The organism is Terrisporobacter glycolicus ATCC 14880 = DSM 1288 (assembly GCF_036812735.1).
GTDB lineage: Bacteria > Bacillota > Clostridia > Peptostreptococcales > Peptostreptococcaceae > Terrisporobacter > Terrisporobacter glycolicus.
This window is the reverse complement of sequence record NZ_CP117523.1, coordinates 1631293-1650882: the sequence shown is the minus strand read 5'-3', so window position 1 is coordinate 1650882 and position 19590 is coordinate 1631293. Positions and strand designations below refer to the sequence as shown.

Genomic DNA, 19590 nt, shown 5'->3' with positions numbered 1-19590 from the left:
AATTAATTTATACCATCATCATAGCAATACTTAATATAATTGCTGATGCAACGAAAATAGCTAATAATACTTTCGTTACAAACTTAACCCATGATGAATAATCTACTTTTGCTATAGCTAGTGTTCCCATTATAACACCACTTGTTGGTGTAACTAAGTTTACAATACCACTACCAGCACTAAATATTGAGATTATAACTTCTGGTGGAAATCCTAAGCTAACTGCTAAAGGCCCAAATATTGGCATTGATAAACCTGCAAGTCCAGATGTAGAAGGTATAAAAAATGACAATGCCATATAAATTAAATAAGCAACTACTGTGAATATAATTGGTGACATTCCAATTAATACTGAAGATGCCTTTGACAATACATATGCATCTAATCCTGTAGAGCTCATTATAACTGATATACCTTTTGAGACACCTATAACCAAGGCAACTCCAACCATTTCTGCTGCTCCATCTAGGAATGAATTTACTATTTCTAATTCTGTCATTCTATAAACTAAACCTATAATTATTGCCATAATTACAAACCACATGCCTAGCTCAGAGAACCACCAGCTTCCAAGTGGAGCTCCAGTTAAAAATGCTGTATTTGCAAATATGGTTACACCAAATTCTTCCCAAGGAATAATTCCTGCTACCATCACTAAGAATGTAAAAGCAAATAGTGATAGTACAACTTTTCTCTGTCCAGTAAACTCTATTACTTCTTCTTTGCCATCTTTATTTCCTATAAAAGCTTCATTTGCTTGTCTTATTTCTGAGTCTGACAATAATGTATTTGATTTATCAGCATGAACTTTTTTAGCATAATTCATAACAAAAAATATGGATATAAGTAATGACGATAACCATAATGCTATATTTGTACCAATTACTATAACTTGATTAGTTGCTATGTTTACTCCTTTTAGTGCACCAATACTTACAGAAACTAAAAACGGGTTAACTGTAGATCCTAAAACACCACAGCCTGCTCCTAAAATAATAGACGCTACAGATACTAAAGGATCAAATCCTGCTATTATCATAGTAGTTGTAACTAAAGCTGTAAAAGCAATAGTTTCTTCTGCCATACCAAAACTAGTTCCTCCAAGAGAGAATAAAAACATTAAAACAGGTATTAAAATCAATTCTTTTCCCTTTAACTTAGCAACTACATTTCCTATACCTGCATCTAAGGCACCTGTTTTTGTAGTTACTCCTAAAAATCCTCCTATCAGTAAAACGAAGATGGCTATATCAATTGACTCCTTTAATCCAGTTATTGGTGCCATAACAAAATTAGCCAGAGTTGCTTTCTTAACTCCTGGTATGAAATATGTTGCAATTGCAATAATCGCTGTTATGGCTAATAATACAGTATAAGCCGTTGGTAACTTAAATGATTTTTTCTTATTTTCATTTGTGCTCATTTTACATTTCTCCTTTAATGACTTTTGCTATTTATATTAAATTTGCCATTAAAAGATATTTTATGTAAGAGTGAATAAAATAAAGCCACTAATTATTACATTAATGGCTTTATTTCAATAAAAATTTTTTTCTTGAAATTTATGCTTTTTTTACTGATTTAGTATCTGATAATAAATTTTCTTTTCTTAATTTTTTTGATAAAATCACAAAGTAAATTATACATAAAATAATTTGAACTAAGGTGGACATTGGTGTTGCAAGACCAACTTTAAATAGAGACACTGGCTCTATTTTACTCATAAGAAACGAAACTGGTATTCTCACACAAAAAGCACCTACTATTCCTTGTATCATTACAAAAGTTGTTTTTCCACATCCATTAAAATAACCTACCATAGAAAACATTATTGCAGTTAAAAGGCAGTCTATTCCATAAGCTTTCATATATTCCCAAGCTGCTAAAACTACATACTTATCTTTTGAGAACATTCCTGCTAGTAAATTTCCATGGAAAAATGTAATATAAAACATTAAAACACCGCAACATAAAGATGCTAAAATGGCATATAGAAGAACTTTTTTAGCCCTTTCATATTTTTTAGCACCATAATTTTGTGCAACAAAAGCAGATACTGCTTGTGAAAACGACGATGGTATAAGCATTATAAACCCAACAAGTTTTTCTGCAACACCAATTCCTGCTGATGGAATTACTCCCATAGAATTACCTATAATCATAATAACAAGAAAAGATAAATGTACAAGTCCGTCTTGTAGGGCTATTGGAGCACCATATTTAATTATTTTTGATGTTAAGTTTTTATGGAACTTTATACTTTCTTTTGAAAACTCAAAAGGCAATCCACGCTTTCTAATAATTATCAAAGATAAAATAACACTTAACCCTTGAGCCATAATAGTGGCAATGGCTGCCCCTGCTGCTGCCATTTTAAAGACTCCAACAAAAATCAAATCTCCAATAATATTTGTAACACAGGCAATTGCAACTGTTATAAGTGGAGTTTTTGAATCACCAAGACCTCTAAAAACTCCGCCTATAATATTATAAGAAACTACAAAAACTGAACCTACAGCACAAATTCTTATGTAAGATACAGTTCCATTAAAAGCTTCTTTTGGTGCATGCATAAATGAAGATATGGGCGAAGCAAAACTTACAACTAAAATGGTAATAATAATAGCCATAACTGCAAATATGCAAATACCACTTCCCACAACATCTCCAGCTTCTCTTGACTTTCCTTCTCCTAATTTTTGACCTATTAATATAGTAAGACCCATAGTTAGTCCTGTAATTATTACTGTTATCGTCATCATTACTTGGCTACCTGTGGATACAGCTGACACATCTGCTGCATGACCAAACCTACCAACTATAAGTAAATCAACTGCACCATACATTGTTTGTAAAAATAGTGCAAGTAAAATTGGTATGGCAAATTTTAATAAGGGCGAGAATATTTTACCCTCTGTAAAATTAGATACTTTTGACATATTCTATTCTCCTTCATTCATTTATGTTTTGCACAAAACAACATTCTATAAAAATTCACTTCGTATAAGGTATTAAGTATAAAAAATTTCCTATTATAAATAATAACCTTAGTCGAAGTGCTGTAGATAATTGCTAATAATTTATTCTAAATTATTTCTTATTTTATCAAGTACTATTTTAAATATCTTTATCTCTTCTGGTGTTATATTTTCACACAACTTATGCTCTATTGAGTCAATGGATTTAGAAATTTCTTCATAAAGCTTCTTAGACTTATTTGTTAAAATTATTTTTTTTAAACGAGCATCTTCTGCTACAGGAACTCTTTCTATCAAATCACTCTTTTCCATGTTATTCAACATTAAACTAATAGATGAACGTTTCAGATCAAACTCTTTTTCCAAGTCTTTCTGGAATATTTCTTTATTTTCACCTTTCATAGAAATAAAATCTATTACATAAGCTTGTGATACAGTTAAGTTATCATCAATAGCTTTAATTACAGCACTATCCATTTTTCTTGAAATTATATGATTTATTTTACTAATATGAAGACCTAGCTTATTTTTATTAGTCAAGAAAACACCTCCACAAATTTGTTTTGTACTAAACTATAATAACTACTATTTATACTTATGTCAACTAAAAAGGATATGCTATTATAAGCATATCCTTTTTAGTATAATAATTTATTTACTTGTTGAATTATCTTCTAACTTTGCTTTTCCAAGCATTAAAGTTAGTATATCGTCGTCAGATTTTATTGTCCATACTTTATCTTTTTTTGTTAAATTTACTTTTCCAGTTCTTGTTTCCACCTTACCTGACTTAACTTTTTCTAATAAACTTTTACTCATATAATCGTCATCTACTTCTTTTCCACTAAAAGCATCTGCTAATCCTTCTTGCATTACTTCTATTAACATATTCCCAAAATTAAGACTGCTAAGTTCTACTTCAACAGTTGCATTATCTCCATCTACTTTCTCAGATAATACTTTAGCATCCATTTTTGAAAGATATATTTTTAATGCTTCATCTGTTTTTTCCTTCGCAGCTTTATCTCCAGTTTCTTCTTCAGTTTCTGAAATAGTCTCTTCAATAAACTTACTAGCTTCTTCACTATCTCCCTTTTTTAGTTGTGTGAAATATGTATTTACTACATCTGTTGGACTTTCACTTTTACATCCTACTAACATCATACTTAGTGATAATATTGCTGCCATTAATACTGATAATTTTTTACTCATTTTTTCTTCCCCCACAATTCAATTATTCTATTTTAATTCACTCTATTTGTATTATAAACTATATCCTTTGTCGAAATTAACATTTTATTGTCAAAAACAAATTTTTCCTGTAATTTAATATCATATATTTTATATTAAATGTATGATTTTTTTTATTCACATCCAAATACCGTTAATGTTCTGTTACTTGTAACATATAAATTTGTCTTTATCATTCAATAAATGCATTTTTAAATTTTTATTGACTAATGCTCTATGTTTTTTTATTATAGATATATAAAATTCAAGTGAAAAAGAGGACTAGTATGAAAAATTTTTATATGAAATATAAAAATCACATAGGTATTATAGTTGATAGTACTATTATAGTTTTGGGATTATATATTAAAAACTACATATTTGCTGCTATGGGGTTAGCATTATTATTACTAACTCTATACGTTTCTAAATTAGAAAAAAGGAATGAAGAAGAAAAAGCTAAAAAAGTTGCAGAAAAGCAAGCATATAAAGCTAAGCAAAAACGTCTAAATAAAGGCAAGAAAAAAAAGAAAAAGAAAAAAAGATAATATTAAAGCTCCCATTTAATAAATGGAAGCTTTATTTTGCATTTTAATTTCTTATTTAATCATAAAACTTATAGATGCTAGAATCCATAAATGTAATGGATAAAATACATAGAATAAATACTTACCAAACTTATTATTTAAACCTCTTTTTCCGTTATATACAAGTATCGTTGGTATAGCTAAAATTTCTAAGAAGTCTGAGTTATACATTAACATATCAAATGTATCCTTAATTGAGTCATAATGAACATATGACATAAAGAAAAGTATTATAGATAATAACAAATATCCTATTATTTGCTTTTTCTTATTTCCTTTAAAGAAATACGTAATCATTATAAATGGTATAACTGAAAATCCACCTTCTACTAAATTAGCAGCATAAAATGCCACTACTATGGCTACTACAATCAATAATACTTTTACTAATCCTTCTTTATTTTTAGCTCTTTCAAATATACTTATTACAATAAATCCTACAAATAGTGTAGCAAATATATTATTATCAACTATTATGTTTTTACTTGCAAATATATCATTTATTATCATATTTCCAAAATACATAAATACTGCAAACCCAAATAATCTAGCTCCGTATTTTCGTTTATCTCTAGTATAAAAATATCCTTCCACCAAAAAATATGCAAACATAGGCGCAACACCTCTTGTTAAAGCATGTACCCAGCTTGGCATTAATCCATTAAATGCAAAAAATACATGATCAAGTAACATAAGTGCAATTAGAAGTATTTTTATTTGAAATGCATTAAACTTTTTCATTTGTTTTCCCCCTCAAATTAATATATTCATTCTATATCACAGGAGAATTTTTCGCTATTTATTTACATTACATTATAATTACATTTTTGAAATATAGTTGTCTTACGTTTTTAGTAATTATGCAAAAGCAGTGATACTACTAAAATTAAACTTGCTATTCCAAGGCATATCAAACTATAAGACATTAAGTTCGTTTTAAAATATGCAAATGTATTTATCGCATATATTGATTCTGGATTTACAATTTTACTATATATATCATCTTCATCTTCTAATATAAGTAGTTTTATTTTCACTTCCAGTTCAGATAATAAACCCTTGCTTCCATTTTCTTTTGTATCTTCTATTAATTTTAAAATTACTGCTTTCTTATCTAGTTTAATATTATTATTTTCTTTTTTTATACTTGAATCTATAACTTCTTTTACTGTTTCTTCTATAATTTGTTTTATTTGTGGATTTTTTGATTGTATAAATTTAAGTTCCTTTAAAGTTACTTTTTCTCCTTTTAATATGTTATTTTTTATATATTCAAATTTTTTCAAGTCAACTTCTTCATTTTTAATTGTTTGTTTAGAAGATTTTAAAACTTCATTTAGTATATGTTTTTTTAACTTTACTAGTATTGTTTTTAGTGTGTTTTCTTTATTACCTTGTTCTATGTTTTCTCCTTTTTTTAATTTATTCAGTTCTTTTGAAACTAGTTCATTTAGTTCTTTATCTGATTTGCATTCTTTTATAGTATTTTTCAAAGATTCATATTCTTTTTTTATATCATTAGCCACATTTTTTGACTCTGGGTATTTTTTATCTATAAATTCTTTTTCTTCAGATGTTAAATTCTTACCTTTTATAAATTTCAATAAGATATTTTCAAGTTTAGAAAAATCTTTCTTTATTTGTACAAAATATTTTTCAACCTCATTTATTGATTCATCTTTTATTTTCCATTCACTTTTTGTTATTTTACAATCTTTAAACAATGTATCGTTTTTTATCTTTTCATTATTTATTAATTCATTAATATCTTTCTCTGTGTTTTGTATTTCACCTAATTTGCTCATCTTTATGAAAATTTTTAATTCATTTGATTCTTTATATGTTTTATTAGCAAATTCTTTTAACTGTGGATAGTTCTTATTTATAAACTCCTTTTCTTTGGAAGTTAAAGACTCTCCTTTAACTATTTTTATTGCTATATTTTCAGCTTTAGCTATCATTTCTTTTATTTTAATTACCATTTCTTTATTAAAATTTTCTTGAACATCTTTTAAAGTGTTGCTTAATTCACCTGTATTTGCATTATTTAATTCTTCATTTTTGTATATATTATTTAACTCTAAATCATTATTGCTTAAGTTAAAATTATTTAATTTATTAATCATATATAACTCCAAATTATTAATATCCATATTTTGTATTTCACCTAATTTACTCATATCTATAAAAACTCTTAACACATTTGATTCTTTATATGTTTTATTAGCAAATTCTTTTAGCTGTGGGTAGTTCTTATTTATAAACTCCTTTTCTTTAGAAGTTAAAGGCTCTCCTTTAACTATTTTTATTGCTATATTTTCAGCCTTTGATATCATTTCTTTTATTTTAATTACCATTTCTTTATTAAGATTTTCTTGAACATTTTTTAAATGATTACTCAATTCGCCTGTATTTGTATTATTTAATTTATTAATCATATATAACTCCATTTAATTTTTCATATTAATATACAGTCTTTATGTTTATTTATATTTTATATACGGACAGATTTTATTTTCCTAAAATTCAAAATTAATATATATTTTATGAAATTGAGTTGTACAATTATTTAATTTAAGTATGTGTTGTTAAGGAATACATTTATCTGGGTATTTATTATTGCAAATAGATAAAAATATAATAAATAATCTTAGTTTAAATTTTTATCATACTTATTTAAAGGAGAATATGAAAATGAAATATTTTATTGTAGAAGGTAATTTAAAAAGTTCTGATCAAATAGATGATAATATAATGAAAGAACACATGGCTTATTCAGGAAAAGCTATGAAGGAAGGCTCAATATTAATGACAGGACTTAAAGAAGATATTAGCGGTGTTATATTTATAATGAAGGCAGAAACTCCTGAAGAAGTAGAAGATTATTTATCTAAAGAACCTTTAAAAATTCATGATATTCAAGAGTATAAGGTTATAGAATTCTCTCCTCACTACTTTAATGAATCACCTAAAGAATGGTTTAGCATATAAAAATATCGAAATGATTTTGAACTACAGCTAAGGTCTGCTCACCATATTCCATGGGAGCTGACCTTTTAGTTTTTTCTCTAGTCTTTTATTATTATAAAAGTTTGTGTAATTATCAATGGCTAATTTTAATCTACAAAAAGTACTAACTCATATTAATCTCAATACAAATTTATTATTTTTCAGGTAATCTTATAATAAATTCACTTCCTACGCCTAAAGTACTATTTACATCTATGGTTCCACCGTGTTCTTTAACAATTATATTACTTATAGTAAGCCCAACTCCTATACCCTCATTTTCTTTTCCTCTAGACTTATCTACTCTATAAAACCTTTCAAATATATAATCAACGTCTTCTTTTGGTATACCAATACCTTGGTCTTTTATTTTAATTATAATCTCATTATTATCCTTATATAAATGAATAAAAATCTTTTTGTTATCTTGTGAGTATTTTATTGAATTAGAAATTATATTCATTATTACTTGAGATAATTTATCTCTATCTACATAAGCATAAACATCTTTTAGTTCATACTCTATTTTAATATTTTTACTCAATGTTATTGCTTGCATATTATGAACAACTGATACAATTAAAGATTTTATATCATTATATTCTTTATTAATAGAACCGTTCTCTAAGTTATTCAAATCTTTAAGCTGTTCTATTAATGACATTATTCTAATTAATTCTTGGTTGATACTTATCAATCTATCTTGTGTAGGCTCCCAAATTCCATCTATTATTGCCTCCAAATGACCACGCATACTAGTTATTGGTGTCTTCAGTTCGTGTGATACATCTGTTAGCAATCTTTTTCTTATACGTTCTTGATTTTTAATGGAGTTTGATAAACTATTTATGGTATTAATAAGATAATTAATTTCTTTTATATCGCTACTATATTCCACATTGTAATAATTATTTTCTTTTATTTCTTTTGCTGTATCTGATACTTTTTTTATTGGACTAATAATCTTTTTTGATATAAAAAATGTTAAAAATAATATACATAGAATACAAACTATAACAACCAATGCAAATATCTTTGTCACTGTATGAATAAAAAGTTTATCTTCTGCTCTTGATAAATTCTCCTTATCATTTACTGATATATTTATATTTTCACTTATATGACTATTTCTCAACTCTACATATTGATCAAATTCTTTCTTAAATACAAAATTAATTGTACTCATTAGAATTATGACAAATATAATCATAGGTAGGCTAAATGTATATAATAACTTTTTATTTATTGATACTGTTTTATTCTTCAAATTTATATCCAACTCCATATACTGTTTTTATTATTTTAGGTTTTTTAGAATCTATTTCTATTTTCTTTCTTAAGTTTTTTATATGTGTATCAATAACTCTGTCTAATTTATCATAAGATTCATCTATAACCTTATCTAAAAGTTCTTCTCTAGTATAGATTTTATGAGGGTTTTGCGTCATTAAATCTATTATTTCATATTCTGTTTTTGTAAGTTCGATTTCTTTTCCTCTTATTTTTACTTTTCGTGTATCCTGATTTACTTCTAAACCATTATTAAATTTAACATAATTAATCTTATTAATATTACATCTCCTTATCATAGCATTAACTCTTACTACCATTTCTTTTGGACTAAATGGCTTACAAATATAATCATCGCATCCCAGTTCAAAACCTTCTATTCTATCATCTACTTCTGTTTTAGCAGTAATCATAATAATAGGTGTGTTAATATTATTATTTTTCAAGTATTTGCATATTTCATCCCCACTTATATCTGGAATCATCCTATCTAAAATAATTAAATCTATCTTTTCATTGTTTATTTTATTCAAACCATCTTCCCCACTATTGGAAATATAAACACTATGACCACTTTTTATTAAATAAGCAGCTATAAATTCACATATTTTTTCTTCGTCATCTATTATTAATATTTTAGCCATAATATCTCTCCTTAATATATAAAATTTACTAATCTTAACAACCTTTTCTACGATATCTTCTATAAACAAAGCCTTATTAAAAAATATTTATACAAACAAAAGACTTCCTTATATTATTAAGGAAGTCTTTTGTTTATAATACTCTTTTAGACCACAAATATACGCCTTTCCAGTAACTATTATTAATACTAGTTTTTTTCACAGAGTCTCCTGGTTTTGGCGAATGTATCATCTCCCCATTTCCAACATATATACCAACGTGACTTACTCTCCCAGTTCCATTTGTACTAGAAAAAATCAAATCTCCTTCTTGTAAATTACTTTTACTTATTGTAGTCCCAAATGTTGATTGTTGTGTTGATGTTCTAGGTAGATTAATTCCTGCCGCTGTTTTGTAAATATAAGTCATTAATCCTGAACAGTCAAATGAATTAGGGCCTTGAGCTCCCCACACATATGGCTTTCCTATTTGGTTATTTGCAGTAGATACTATCTTTTTCTTTTTGCTAGAATTTGAAGTATTTGTATCTGATGAACCTGTTGAAGGTGGTGTTTTTTTAATAGATAAGTAATCACTATAAATATAGCCTATCTTATGATTATATTCTATTTTTGACCAACTTCCTGCACTACTTATAAATTTAACCTTTTCATCTTTATTTAATAATTGTAATACTTTTGAATTTGTACTTGCGCCAGTTCTAAAGTTTACTCTATTTTCACTAACATATTTATATATTACATTTGTACTATTATCACTTGTAATCGTTTCTATATATTTTCCACTTACATAGCCTTGTCTACTATTTATCTTTATTTTATACCAACCATCTTGTTTACCTAAAATTTCTACTTTTGTATTATATGGTATGGCAAATAATTTATTGTTATTAGTTACCATAGGTGTTTTTCTCACATTTAGACCAGACTGTGGTGTTACTGTTCCAAATTTATTAGTAATATTTTTATTTTCAATATTTATTTCTTGCCCATTTACAAATGTAGCTGCACTTGAAGACATAACCAATATAGTTGCTACTGATAATACATTTTTATTAATCATTCATATTCCTCCATTTATGTTATAACTTACATCTATTTGTACTCTATCACATAAATGTGTGGAAAATATGTTGTCTTCTATTTATTTAATATTTTACTTATATTTCATAATTCTCATTGCATTTAATACTGCTATTAAAGATACTCCCACATCTGCAAAAATAGCCTCCCACATATTTGCTACACCACCTGCACTTAGTATTAATACTATTGCTTTAACTCCTAGGGCAAATACTATATTTTGTTTAACTATTCTGTTTGTTTTTCTTGCTATTTCAATTGATGTAGCTATTTTACTTGGTTCGTCTGTCATAAGCACTATATCAGCTGCTTCTATGGCTGCATCTGAACCTAAAGCTCCCATAGCTATACCAACATCAGCTCTAGCAAGAACTGGAGCATCATTTATTCCATCTCCAACAAAAACAACTTTTTCTTTTTCACCTTTATTTTCAAATATTTCCTCTAATCTATCAACTTTTTCATTAGGTAATAAGTTAGCATAAACCTTATCTATTGCCAGTTCACTTGCTATTTTACTTGCAACTTTTTCATTGTCACCAGTTAACATTACAACTTCTTTAACTCCGCCAGCTTTTAATTTGCTTATGGCTTCTTTACTGTCTTTTTTAATTTCATCAGATATAATTATATAACCTTTATAAACTTTATCTACAGCTATATAAACTACTGTTCCCATTTCTGTTGCAGGTTTATAGCTAATATTTTCAACTTTCATTAATTTGTTATTACCTACATAAATTTCTTTGTTTTTATATTTTATTTTAATTCCATGAGCTGCTATTTCTTCAAATTCTTCTATTTTATCTAGATCTATTTTTTTATTATAAAAACTAACTATAGATTTTGCTATTGGATGGTTTGAATTTGACTCAGCATAAGCTGCATACTCAACTAACTCTTCTTCTTTTATATCTTTTGTTACTACTTTTGTTACTTCAAACACACCTTTTGTAAGTGTACCAGTTTTATCAAATACTACAGTATCAACATCTTTAAGCGCTTCTAAATAGTTACTTCCTTTTATTAATACACCTTGTTTGGATGAACTTCCTATTCCACTGAAGAATGAAAGTGGTATAGATAAAACTAAAGCACATGGACAAGAAACAACTAAAAATACTAATCCTCTATATATCCAATCTGTAAATATGGCCCCTGGAATTACAAGAGGAGGAATAGTTGCTATAAGCACTGCTGCCATTAAAACGAATGGTGTGTAATACTTTGAAAATGTACTAATAAAGTTTTCTGTTTTTGATTTCTTACTACTTGCATTTTCTACTAAATCTAATATTTTTGAAACTGTTGATTCTCCAAATTCCTTAGTAACTTCTATAATTAGTAATGCATTTTTATTAATAAAGCCTGATAATGCATTATCTCCCACTCCAATTTCTCTAAGCACTGATTCTCCTGTTAGAGCTGAAGTGTCAACCATTGACATTCCCTCAACAACTATACCATCTAGGGGAACTTTTTCTCCTGGTTTAACTACTATATAGTCACCTATAATAACTTCTTCAGGTGGAACTACTTCTATTTGTGAGCCTACTTTTAAGTTTGCACTATCTGGTCTAATTTGCATAAGAGATGCTATTGATTTTCTAGATTTTCCAACTGCTAACCCTTGTAAATATTCACCTGTTTTGTAGAACAACATAACACCAACAGCCTCTGGTATCTCTCCTATTATTACTGCACCTACTGTAGCTACAGACATTAAGAAGTTTTCATCGAATACACGACCTTTTGTTGCATTTTTTAACGCTTTCTTTAAAACATCCCCTCCTACTACAAAGTAAACAATTAAGAATAATACGCTTACAAATTTGCTTTCATATCCTGTGGCAGTTTGATATATTCCAAATATATACATTATAACTCCCACTAATAATTTTATTAAATCAGATTTATTTGAAACCTCATTATCATCTTCTGTTTTATTTTTTTCTTCAGTTTCAACTTTTCTATTTGCTTGTGAATTTAATTTTATGTCTAAACCTGGCTCTGTTTCATCTATTATGTTTTTTACTTTACAAATTACATAATCCTCATTAATATTTTCTTCTACTATTATCTCTATTGTTAATTTTTTACTTATAAAGTTTAGATTAGCTGATGCTATTTCTTCCAATTTAGATACTTTATCATTTATTTCTTCTGCACAGTGTGCACAATTTAATCCTCCCAGTATAAGCTCTCTTTTTACTATACTGCACTCCTTCATACCATCATCTCCCATCTACTTATTTTTTAGCATATATACTAATTTTCTATTTAAATAAATATGTCTACCTTAATAATTGGTAAATATATAATACTGTGTTTATCTCCTCTCATTCTAATTATACAGCAATATATGAATAATTGTTCATATGTTCTTATATTCATATATTACACAAATTTGTATTTCTTTGCAATAACTTTTTTACTAAATATGTATATTTCTTTAAAAATTAGATTTAAATATGAAGTAAAACTATTTTCATATAATAATACAGCCCCCTATAACAATTTATTATTGTATATAAAGAGCTGTCTAAACTTTTAATTTTTAGTTTTATTTGCCTGAAAAATTTAATAGCATTATCAATAAATTATAGTTTACAACTATATAAAATACCTTTTACTAAATTATATGTTAAGTTAGCAATCTCCTGAGAAGATTCCACACATCCACCCTTCATCCATGATTTTAATATACCAATATACCCACTTTTAACAAATGAATATACATAAGCAAGATGATCCATCTTACCATCAAAGTCTTGTCTAAGTTGGTCCTTAATATGGTTTTCAACTAGTTCCTCCAACTTAAACAAGAAAGTTATATCCCCATTTTGACTAAAGATGCATTGACAAAACTCAACGTTCTCATTTATAACATCACACATATCTTCAATAAATTCATGAGCTTCCTTATAAAGATCATGTGTCTTATTATCCTTAATAACGTGTAATTCTAAAATACGCATAAATTCATTATAAAGCTCTGTTTCTAACTTTTCCAACATATCTGGTATATCACAATAGTAATTATAAAAAGTTGATCTGTTTAAATCTGCATCTGAAACTAATTCTTTTACTGTAATATTATTTATTGCTTTTTCCTTCATTAAATTTATTAAACTCTGCTTTAAAGATTCTTTTGACTTTCTAATTCTACGGTCATTTTTTATATTCATAAATTTACTCCTTTCTTTAAAATAATCAACATTTTCAAAAAAAATGTCGTTTATCATACATTTTTTTAATTTTTAATGATTGAATATTATTCCTTACAAAATTATAATTCATATTATAGCAAAAAACAACACCATGTTGTTTAATGAAAACTTAATATTGAGAAGGGTGATATATATGCTAAAAAAAGAATGGAAAGACTTATTCAAAAACAAATTTCTAATTGTGGCTCTTATTGCTATAATTGCAATCCCAACTATTTATTCAACTTTATTTTTAAGTTCCATGTGGGATCCTTACGGTAAAGTCAGCAATCTTCCAGTTGCTGTTGTAAATAATGATGATCCTATAGATTATGAGGATATGGAAGTAAATGTGGGTGAAAGACTTGTTGATAGTCTAAAAGAAAATGACTCCTTAGCATTTAATTTTGTTGATGAAAAAGTAGCAATGGATGGTTTAGAAAATGGTACTTATTATATGGTAATTACTATACCTAAAAACTTTTCAAAAGATGCTACCACTTTATTAGATAAAAAGCCTAAAAAAATGGTATTAGAATATGCTACAAATCCAGGTAAAAACTATATCGCCAGTAAAATGAGTGAAACAGCTTTAACTAAAGTTCAAAATTCAATTTCTGAAAAGGTAACTGAAACTTATGCAGATGTTGTATTTGAACAATTTGACACTGTAGGTGATGGACTTAAAGAAGCATCTAATGGTTCTTTAGAGCTTAAGGACGGTTTAGGTGATTTAAAAGATGGTGGTGTAAAGCTAAGTGATGGTTTAAACACTCTTTCTAATAGTATGTTAACATTTACTAATGGTACAAATACTTTATCACAAGGTTTAGATACTTATTTAGCAGGTGTAAAAACTTTAAGTTCAGCTTCTGGGGAACTTGCAAATGGTGCTAACAAATTGGCAGATGGTGCTAATCAGTTAAATTCTGCTGTTAAAGGAATCTCTATTCCAAATATATCTTTAAGTGAAGAACAAAAAAACACTTTAAAAAATACAGCAGCTTCTAGTGTTTCTGATTACTCTAATCAACTTTCTTCTGGTATAGGTAGTGCAGTTAGCAGTAAAGTAAGTAACACTTTAACTTCAGATAATACAGTTAAAGCAGTGTCTTCTGCAATACTTAGCGATAGTAAAATTACTCAAATGGTAGGAGCACTTCAATCAGCAGGCTATACTAAAGAGCAAGCCCAAGGCTTAGTTGTTGGAATAGTATCAAATACTTTAAAAGGTGTATCTTCTAATATTACTGCTGATTCTATAACAAGTGCAGTTTCTCCATCAGTATCTAGTACTATGAGTAAAATTGCAGCAGGTTCAGCTGAAAAAGGAGCCGAGGCAGTTGTAAAAGAGGTAAACTCAAATCTTTCTACTTATGAAGGAATGTTTACTACTTTAAAATCATCTACAAAAACTCTTTCAGATGGATTAAATACATTGAGTGCTGGTGCCAATGAATTAAAAGCTGGCTCAGACAAACTTGTAGCTAATAATCCTAAATTAAAATCTGGTATGACATCACTTTCAGATGGTACAAACAAAATATCATCTGGTGTTAATGATTTAAAAAATGGATCTGTAAGTTTAAAAGACGGTTTAAAAACTGCTTATGATGGAAGTAATACTCTTCAAACAAGTTTAGATGACGGAGCTAAATCTGTAAAAGATACTACTTCTAAAATAAATAATGATACATTAAAAATGTTTGCTTCACCTGTAGACTCATCTAAAACTCAAATAACTAAAGTTGCGGATAATGGCCATGCCATGGCTGCATATATGATGGTTGTTGGTCTTTGGGTTGGATGTATGGGATTCTGCACAGTTTACCCATTAACTAAAAATAGTTCAAAACTAAAATCAGGCTTTAGATTATGGTTAAGCAAAGCAAGTGTTATGTATCCTGCAATAATATTAGCTTCAATAGCAATGATATCAGCATTAAGCTTCTTCAATGGATTTAGCCCAGCTGATTTAAATAGTACTATATTAGTTGCAGTTGTTGCCGCAATAACCTTTATGAGTATAATATACTTCTTTAATGTGGCCTTTGGAGTAGTTGGTAAGTTCTTAGTTCTAGTACTTATGGTTATTCAGCTATCTGGTTCTACAGGTACTTATCCTTTAGAATTATCAGCTGATTTTGTATCTAAAATAACTAATTATCTTCCATTTACTCACGTAGTTACTGCATTTAGAAGTACAATATCTGGTGGACCTAGCATAGAAAATCATTTAATTTTCCTTGCTTCTATAGCTGTAGTAATGATATTAATAACAATAGCATTCCTTGAGTTTAAGGTAAGATATAAATCTAATAATAATAATTTTACTGAAGATAATATAGATGATGAATTAGCAGTTTAATAATTTATTTAAAATAAGGATTATGTTGATAAAACATAATCCTTATTTTTTTACCAAATATACTTGACAATAATTTCCAATCAAACTACAATTACTTTTATAAATATAGACCGACGGTCGGTCGAAAAAAAAGAGAACATGTGGACAAAAAGGAGATCATAATGAGGGTTATAAAAAATGCCGATGAAAGAAAAAACGAGATACTTCATATTTCCAATCAACTTTTTAATGAAAAAGGATATGAAAATACTAGTGTTTCAGATATTTTAAAAGAAATTGGAATTGCCAAAGGCACATTATATTACTACTTTAAGTCTAAGGAAGATATTATGAATACCATTATTAATCAAGTTACTCTTAATATTTTTAAAAATGCAAATTCCATTGCCCAAGACTCTAACCTTACAGTACCACAAAAAATGATAAATATAATCTTATCTCTTAATATAGAAGATAGTGATACTGGAAGAGAAATTATTAAACATGTTAATAATCCTAAAAATACACTTATGCATCAAAAACAAATTGATGCCATAATTAATGGAATAACTCCTATTTTTACAAAAGTTATAAATGAAGGAATTGAAAAAGAAATATTTAATACTCCATTCCCAAAAGAAAGTACAGAAATGATTTTAATTTATGCTCTAAATACTTTTGATAACAATAATATTACTTCCATGGAAGAGTTAAGTCAAAAAATATCAGCCTTTATTTATAATTTAGAACGTATTTTTAATACAAAGCCAGGTAGCTTTGATTTCTTAGCTCAGTTATTTAATTAAGGAGGTTTTTATAATGAATAATTCAGTAATTAATAACACTGATTCAATTTACACAATATTAAATCTGTAAGAAAATTGGAGGATATAAATGTTTAAAAAAATTATTATAAATGATATAAAAAATAGCAAACTAGTAACCTTAGTTACATTATTAATTGTAAGTCTATCTTCCATGCTAGTTTCCCTTGCTATGATCCTTGGATTTAATTTATTTGGATCCATAGACACACTTATGATAAATGCTAAAACACCTCATTTTATGCAAATGCACTCTGGGTATATTAACATGAACCGCCTTAATGGTTTTGCTAAAAATAATGATTTAGTTGATAAATATCAAGTTTTAAATTTTTTAAATATAGATGGGGCTAATATAGTTATAAATAACAAATCTTTAAGTAATAATGTTCAGGACAATGGGTTTTCTATACAAAGTGAAACTTTCGATTATCTCTTAGATATGGATGGAAATATTATAAAAGTTAATGATGGAGAAATTTATCTTCCCATATATTTTCTGAAAGATAAATTAGCAAAGGTGGGAAATAAAGTTTTAATTAAAGACAAAGAATTTACTGTTGCAGGTTTTCTTCGTGATTCTCAAATGAACTCTCTTTTAGCTTCTTCTAAAAGGTACTTAGTTAGTGAAAATGATTATGAAAAAATCAAAAACTATGGTAATCTTGAGTACTTAATTGAATTTAGATTAAAAGATTTATCAAGTCTTAGTAACTTTGAAAATGATTATATTAATGCTTCTTTGGAAATGAACGGACCTACGATTACCTATCATTTATTTAAAATGATAAATGCCATATCTGATGGAATTATGATAGCCGTCATATTAATTGTTAGTATTTTAATTTTACTAATTGCATTTTTGTGTATTCGATTTACTTTACTTGCAAAAATTGAAGATGATTACAGAGAAATTGGTGTAATGAAAGCAATTGGACTTACTACAAAAGATATAAAAAAAATTTATCTATCAAAATACATTTTTATATCTCTTACTGGCTGTATATTAGGATTAATATTATCTCTTCCACTGCAAAGTATACTTCTTAAAAATATAAGATTATCTTTGGGAGAAAGTAATAATGGATATATGGCTCCTATCTTTTCTGTGATTGGAGTATGTTTAATATTTCTAATAATCATGTTTTTTATAAATGGAATATTGAAAAAGTTTAAAAAAATATCTGCTGCTCATTCACTACATTCTAGTAATGCAGGAGAAAAAACTTCTACTTCAAAACTTTGTCATATTAATATAAGTAGTATTTTGGGTGCAAATATATTTATGGGTATAAAAGATGTATTTTGTAGAAAGAAACTATATACTACCATGCTAATAATTTTAATTCTTTCAACTTTTATAGTTATTGTTCCTCAAAATCTATCAAACACCATATCTTCAAGAAAATTCATAACATATACTGGTGTAGGACAATGCGACATGATAATTAATTTACAACAAACTGATAATATATTAGAAAAGTCAAAAGATATCTCAAGCTTTATGAAAAATGATAAAAATATAGATAGATACTCTATAACATATACAAAAGCTTTCCAAGTTAAAAATCATGATAATTCTTATGAAAATATCAAAATTGACTTGGGCAACCATAGTATTTTCCCTGTTAGTTACTACGAAGGAAAAGAGCCAACTAATGATAATGAGATTGCACTTTCTTCATTAAATGCTGATAAACTTAATAAAAATATAGGGGATTTTATAATTTTAAATATTAATGGAGTTGATAAAAATCTTAAAATTTGCGGTATCTATTCGGATATTACAAATGGTGGAGAAACTGCAAAAGCATGTTTTTCAACCGATTTAGATGAAATACTTAGCTGCACAATTTCTGCAAAAATGACAAATTCCTCTGTAATTATTAATGAAACACAAACTTATTTAAAAAATTTTAATTATGCAAAAGTATCTGCTGTCGATGAATATGTAAATCAAACTTTTGGTTCAACAAGAGATTCTATTAAAATTGCTTCAAATGTGTCAAAAGTAGTTGCCATATTTATTGCTATACTTATTACAATGTTATTTTTAAGAATGCTTATCGCAAAAGATAAATATTCCATAGCAATAATGAAATCTTTAGGATTTACTAACAGAGATCTTAGTATTCAATATATATCACGCTCTATATTTATTTGTATAATCGGAATATTTTTAGGAGTAATACTTTCAAACACCTTAGGTGAAAAATTAGCTGGTACTCTTATTGGAAGTTTTGGAGCAACAACATTTAAATTTATTATAAATCCAATTTCAACTTATTTACTACTTCCAATAATGTTAATTCTATCAGTTATAATTGCTTCCACTTTAAGCACTTCTAGCTTAGAAAAAATTAAAATCTCAGATAATATAAAGGAGTAA

General features: G+C 27.2%; 16 protein-coding genes and 1 pseudogene. 5 read left to right on the top strand and 12 right to left on the bottom strand.

What is annotated here, in order from left to right; translation table 11 throughout:
- Nucleotides 1-7 precede the first annotated feature (7 nt).
- The 4 genes from TEGL_RS08180 to TEGL_RS08165 all read right to left on the bottom strand — a co-directional run bounded on the left by TEGL_RS08180 (nucleotide 8) and on the right by TEGL_RS08165 (nucleotide 4190).
- The gene (locus TEGL_RS08180) at nucleotides 8-1423 is read right to left on the bottom strand and encodes a YfcC family protein (protein ID WP_018591310.1); all 1416 of its coding nucleotides are present in this window, start codon (nucleotides 1421-1423) and stop codon (nucleotides 8-10) included.
- A gap of 139 nt (nucleotides 1424-1562) precedes the next feature.
- On the bottom strand, nucleotides 1563-2939 hold the full coding sequence (locus TEGL_RS08175) for an MATE family efflux transporter (RefSeq protein WP_018591311.1): 1377 nt from the start codon (nucleotides 2937-2939) through the stop codon (nucleotides 1563-1565).
- Nucleotides 2940-3080: 141 nt separating this feature from the next.
- Entirely contained in the window at nucleotides 3081-3518 is a 438-nt protein-coding gene (locus tag TEGL_RS08170) for a MarR family winged helix-turn-helix transcriptional regulator (protein ID WP_018591312.1), read from the bottom strand.
- 111 nt (nucleotides 3519-3629) lie between these two features.
- Entirely contained in the window at nucleotides 3630-4190 is a 561-nt protein-coding gene (locus TEGL_RS08165) for a DUF4878 domain-containing protein (protein ID WP_018591313.1), read from the bottom strand.
- A 305-nt stretch (nucleotides 4191-4495) separates the two neighbouring features.
- On the opposite strand from TEGL_RS08165, the gene TEGL_RS08160 reads away from it, so the two are divergent.
- Nucleotides 4496-4756 carry a hypothetical protein gene (locus TEGL_RS08160; protein ID WP_018591314.1) on the top strand — a complete coding sequence of 87 codons (261 nt, stop codon included), beginning with the start codon at nucleotides 4496-4498 and terminating at the stop codon, nucleotides 4754-4756.
- 51 nt (nucleotides 4757-4807) lie between these two features.
- Here the strand turns inward: TEGL_RS08160 and TEGL_RS08155 are convergent, their stop codons facing one another.
- Together TEGL_RS08155 and TEGL_RS08150 are read right to left on the bottom strand one after the other, a co-directional pair.
- Entirely contained in the window at nucleotides 4808-5536 is a 729-nt protein-coding gene (locus tag TEGL_RS08155) for a TraX family protein (protein ID WP_018591315.1), read from the bottom strand.
- A 110-nt stretch (nucleotides 5537-5646) separates the two neighbouring features.
- Entirely contained in the window at nucleotides 5647-7233 is a 1587-nt protein-coding gene (locus tag TEGL_RS08150; RefSeq protein WP_018591316.1) for a hypothetical protein, read from the bottom strand.
- A 256-nt stretch (nucleotides 7234-7489) separates the two neighbouring features.
- On the opposite strand from TEGL_RS08150, the gene TEGL_RS08145 reads away from it, so the two are divergent.
- The gene (locus TEGL_RS08145) at nucleotides 7490-7786 is read left to right on the top strand and encodes a YciI family protein (protein ID WP_018591317.1); all 297 of its coding nucleotides are present in this window, start codon (nucleotides 7490-7492) and stop codon (nucleotides 7784-7786) included.
- Nucleotides 7787-7813: 27 nt separating this feature from the next.
- Here the strand turns inward: TEGL_RS08145 and TEGL_RS19790 are convergent.
- The 6 genes and pseudogenes from TEGL_RS19790 to TEGL_RS08120 form a co-directional block, all read right to left on the bottom strand.
- Nucleotides 7814-7915 (bottom strand): annotated as a pseudogene (locus TEGL_RS19790) (IS3 family transposase); the annotation flags it as partial.
- A 43-nt stretch (nucleotides 7916-7958) separates the two neighbouring features.
- On the bottom strand, nucleotides 7959-9071 hold the full coding sequence (locus TEGL_RS08140) for a sensor histidine kinase (protein WP_018591318.1): 1113 nt from the start codon (nucleotides 9069-9071) through the stop codon (nucleotides 7959-7961).
- The gene (locus TEGL_RS08135; protein WP_018591319.1) at nucleotides 9061-9738 is read right to left on the bottom strand and encodes a response regulator transcription factor; all 678 of its coding nucleotides are present in this window, start codon (nucleotides 9736-9738) and stop codon (nucleotides 9061-9063) included. The genes TEGL_RS08140 and TEGL_RS08135 overlap by 11 nt, the downstream gene beginning before the upstream one ends.
- A gap of 133 nt (nucleotides 9739-9871) precedes the next feature.
- Nucleotides 9872-10801, bottom strand: a complete 930-nt coding sequence (locus TEGL_RS08130; protein WP_018591320.1) for an NlpC/P60 family protein — start codon at nucleotides 10799-10801, stop codon at nucleotides 9872-9874.
- Nucleotides 10802-10894: 93 nt separating this feature from the next.
- Nucleotides 10895-13051 carry a heavy metal translocating P-type ATPase gene (locus tag TEGL_RS08125; protein WP_018591321.1) on the bottom strand — a complete coding sequence of 719 codons (2157 nt, stop codon included), beginning with the start codon at nucleotides 13049-13051 and terminating at the stop codon, nucleotides 10895-10897.
- Nucleotides 13052-13421: 370 nt separating this feature from the next.
- Nucleotides 13422-14009 (bottom strand): TetR/AcrR family transcriptional regulator, encoded by a 588-nt coding sequence (locus TEGL_RS08120; RefSeq protein ID WP_018591322.1) that lies wholly within the window; start codon nucleotides 14007-14009, stop codon nucleotides 13422-13424.
- Between the two features lie 175 nt (nucleotides 14010-14184).
- On the opposite strand from TEGL_RS08120, the gene TEGL_RS08115 reads away from it, so the two are divergent.
- From TEGL_RS08115 to TEGL_RS08105, 3 genes are all read left to right on the top strand, one after another.
- Nucleotides 14185-16398 carry a YhgE/Pip domain-containing protein gene (locus TEGL_RS08115; RefSeq protein ID WP_018591323.1) on the top strand — a complete coding sequence of 738 codons (2214 nt, stop codon included), beginning with the start codon at nucleotides 14185-14187 and terminating at the stop codon, nucleotides 16396-16398.
- 161 nt (nucleotides 16399-16559) lie between these two features.
- Nucleotides 16560-17183: a TetR/AcrR family transcriptional regulator gene (locus tag TEGL_RS08110; protein ID WP_018591324.1), complete on the top strand. Its 624-nt coding sequence runs from the start codon at nucleotides 16560-16562 to the stop codon at nucleotides 17181-17183.
- 88 nt (nucleotides 17184-17271) lie between these two features.
- Nucleotides 17272-19590 carry an ABC transporter permease gene (locus tag TEGL_RS08105; RefSeq protein ID WP_018591325.1) on the top strand — a complete coding sequence of 773 codons (2319 nt, stop codon included), beginning with the start codon at nucleotides 17272-17274 and terminating at the stop codon, nucleotides 19588-19590.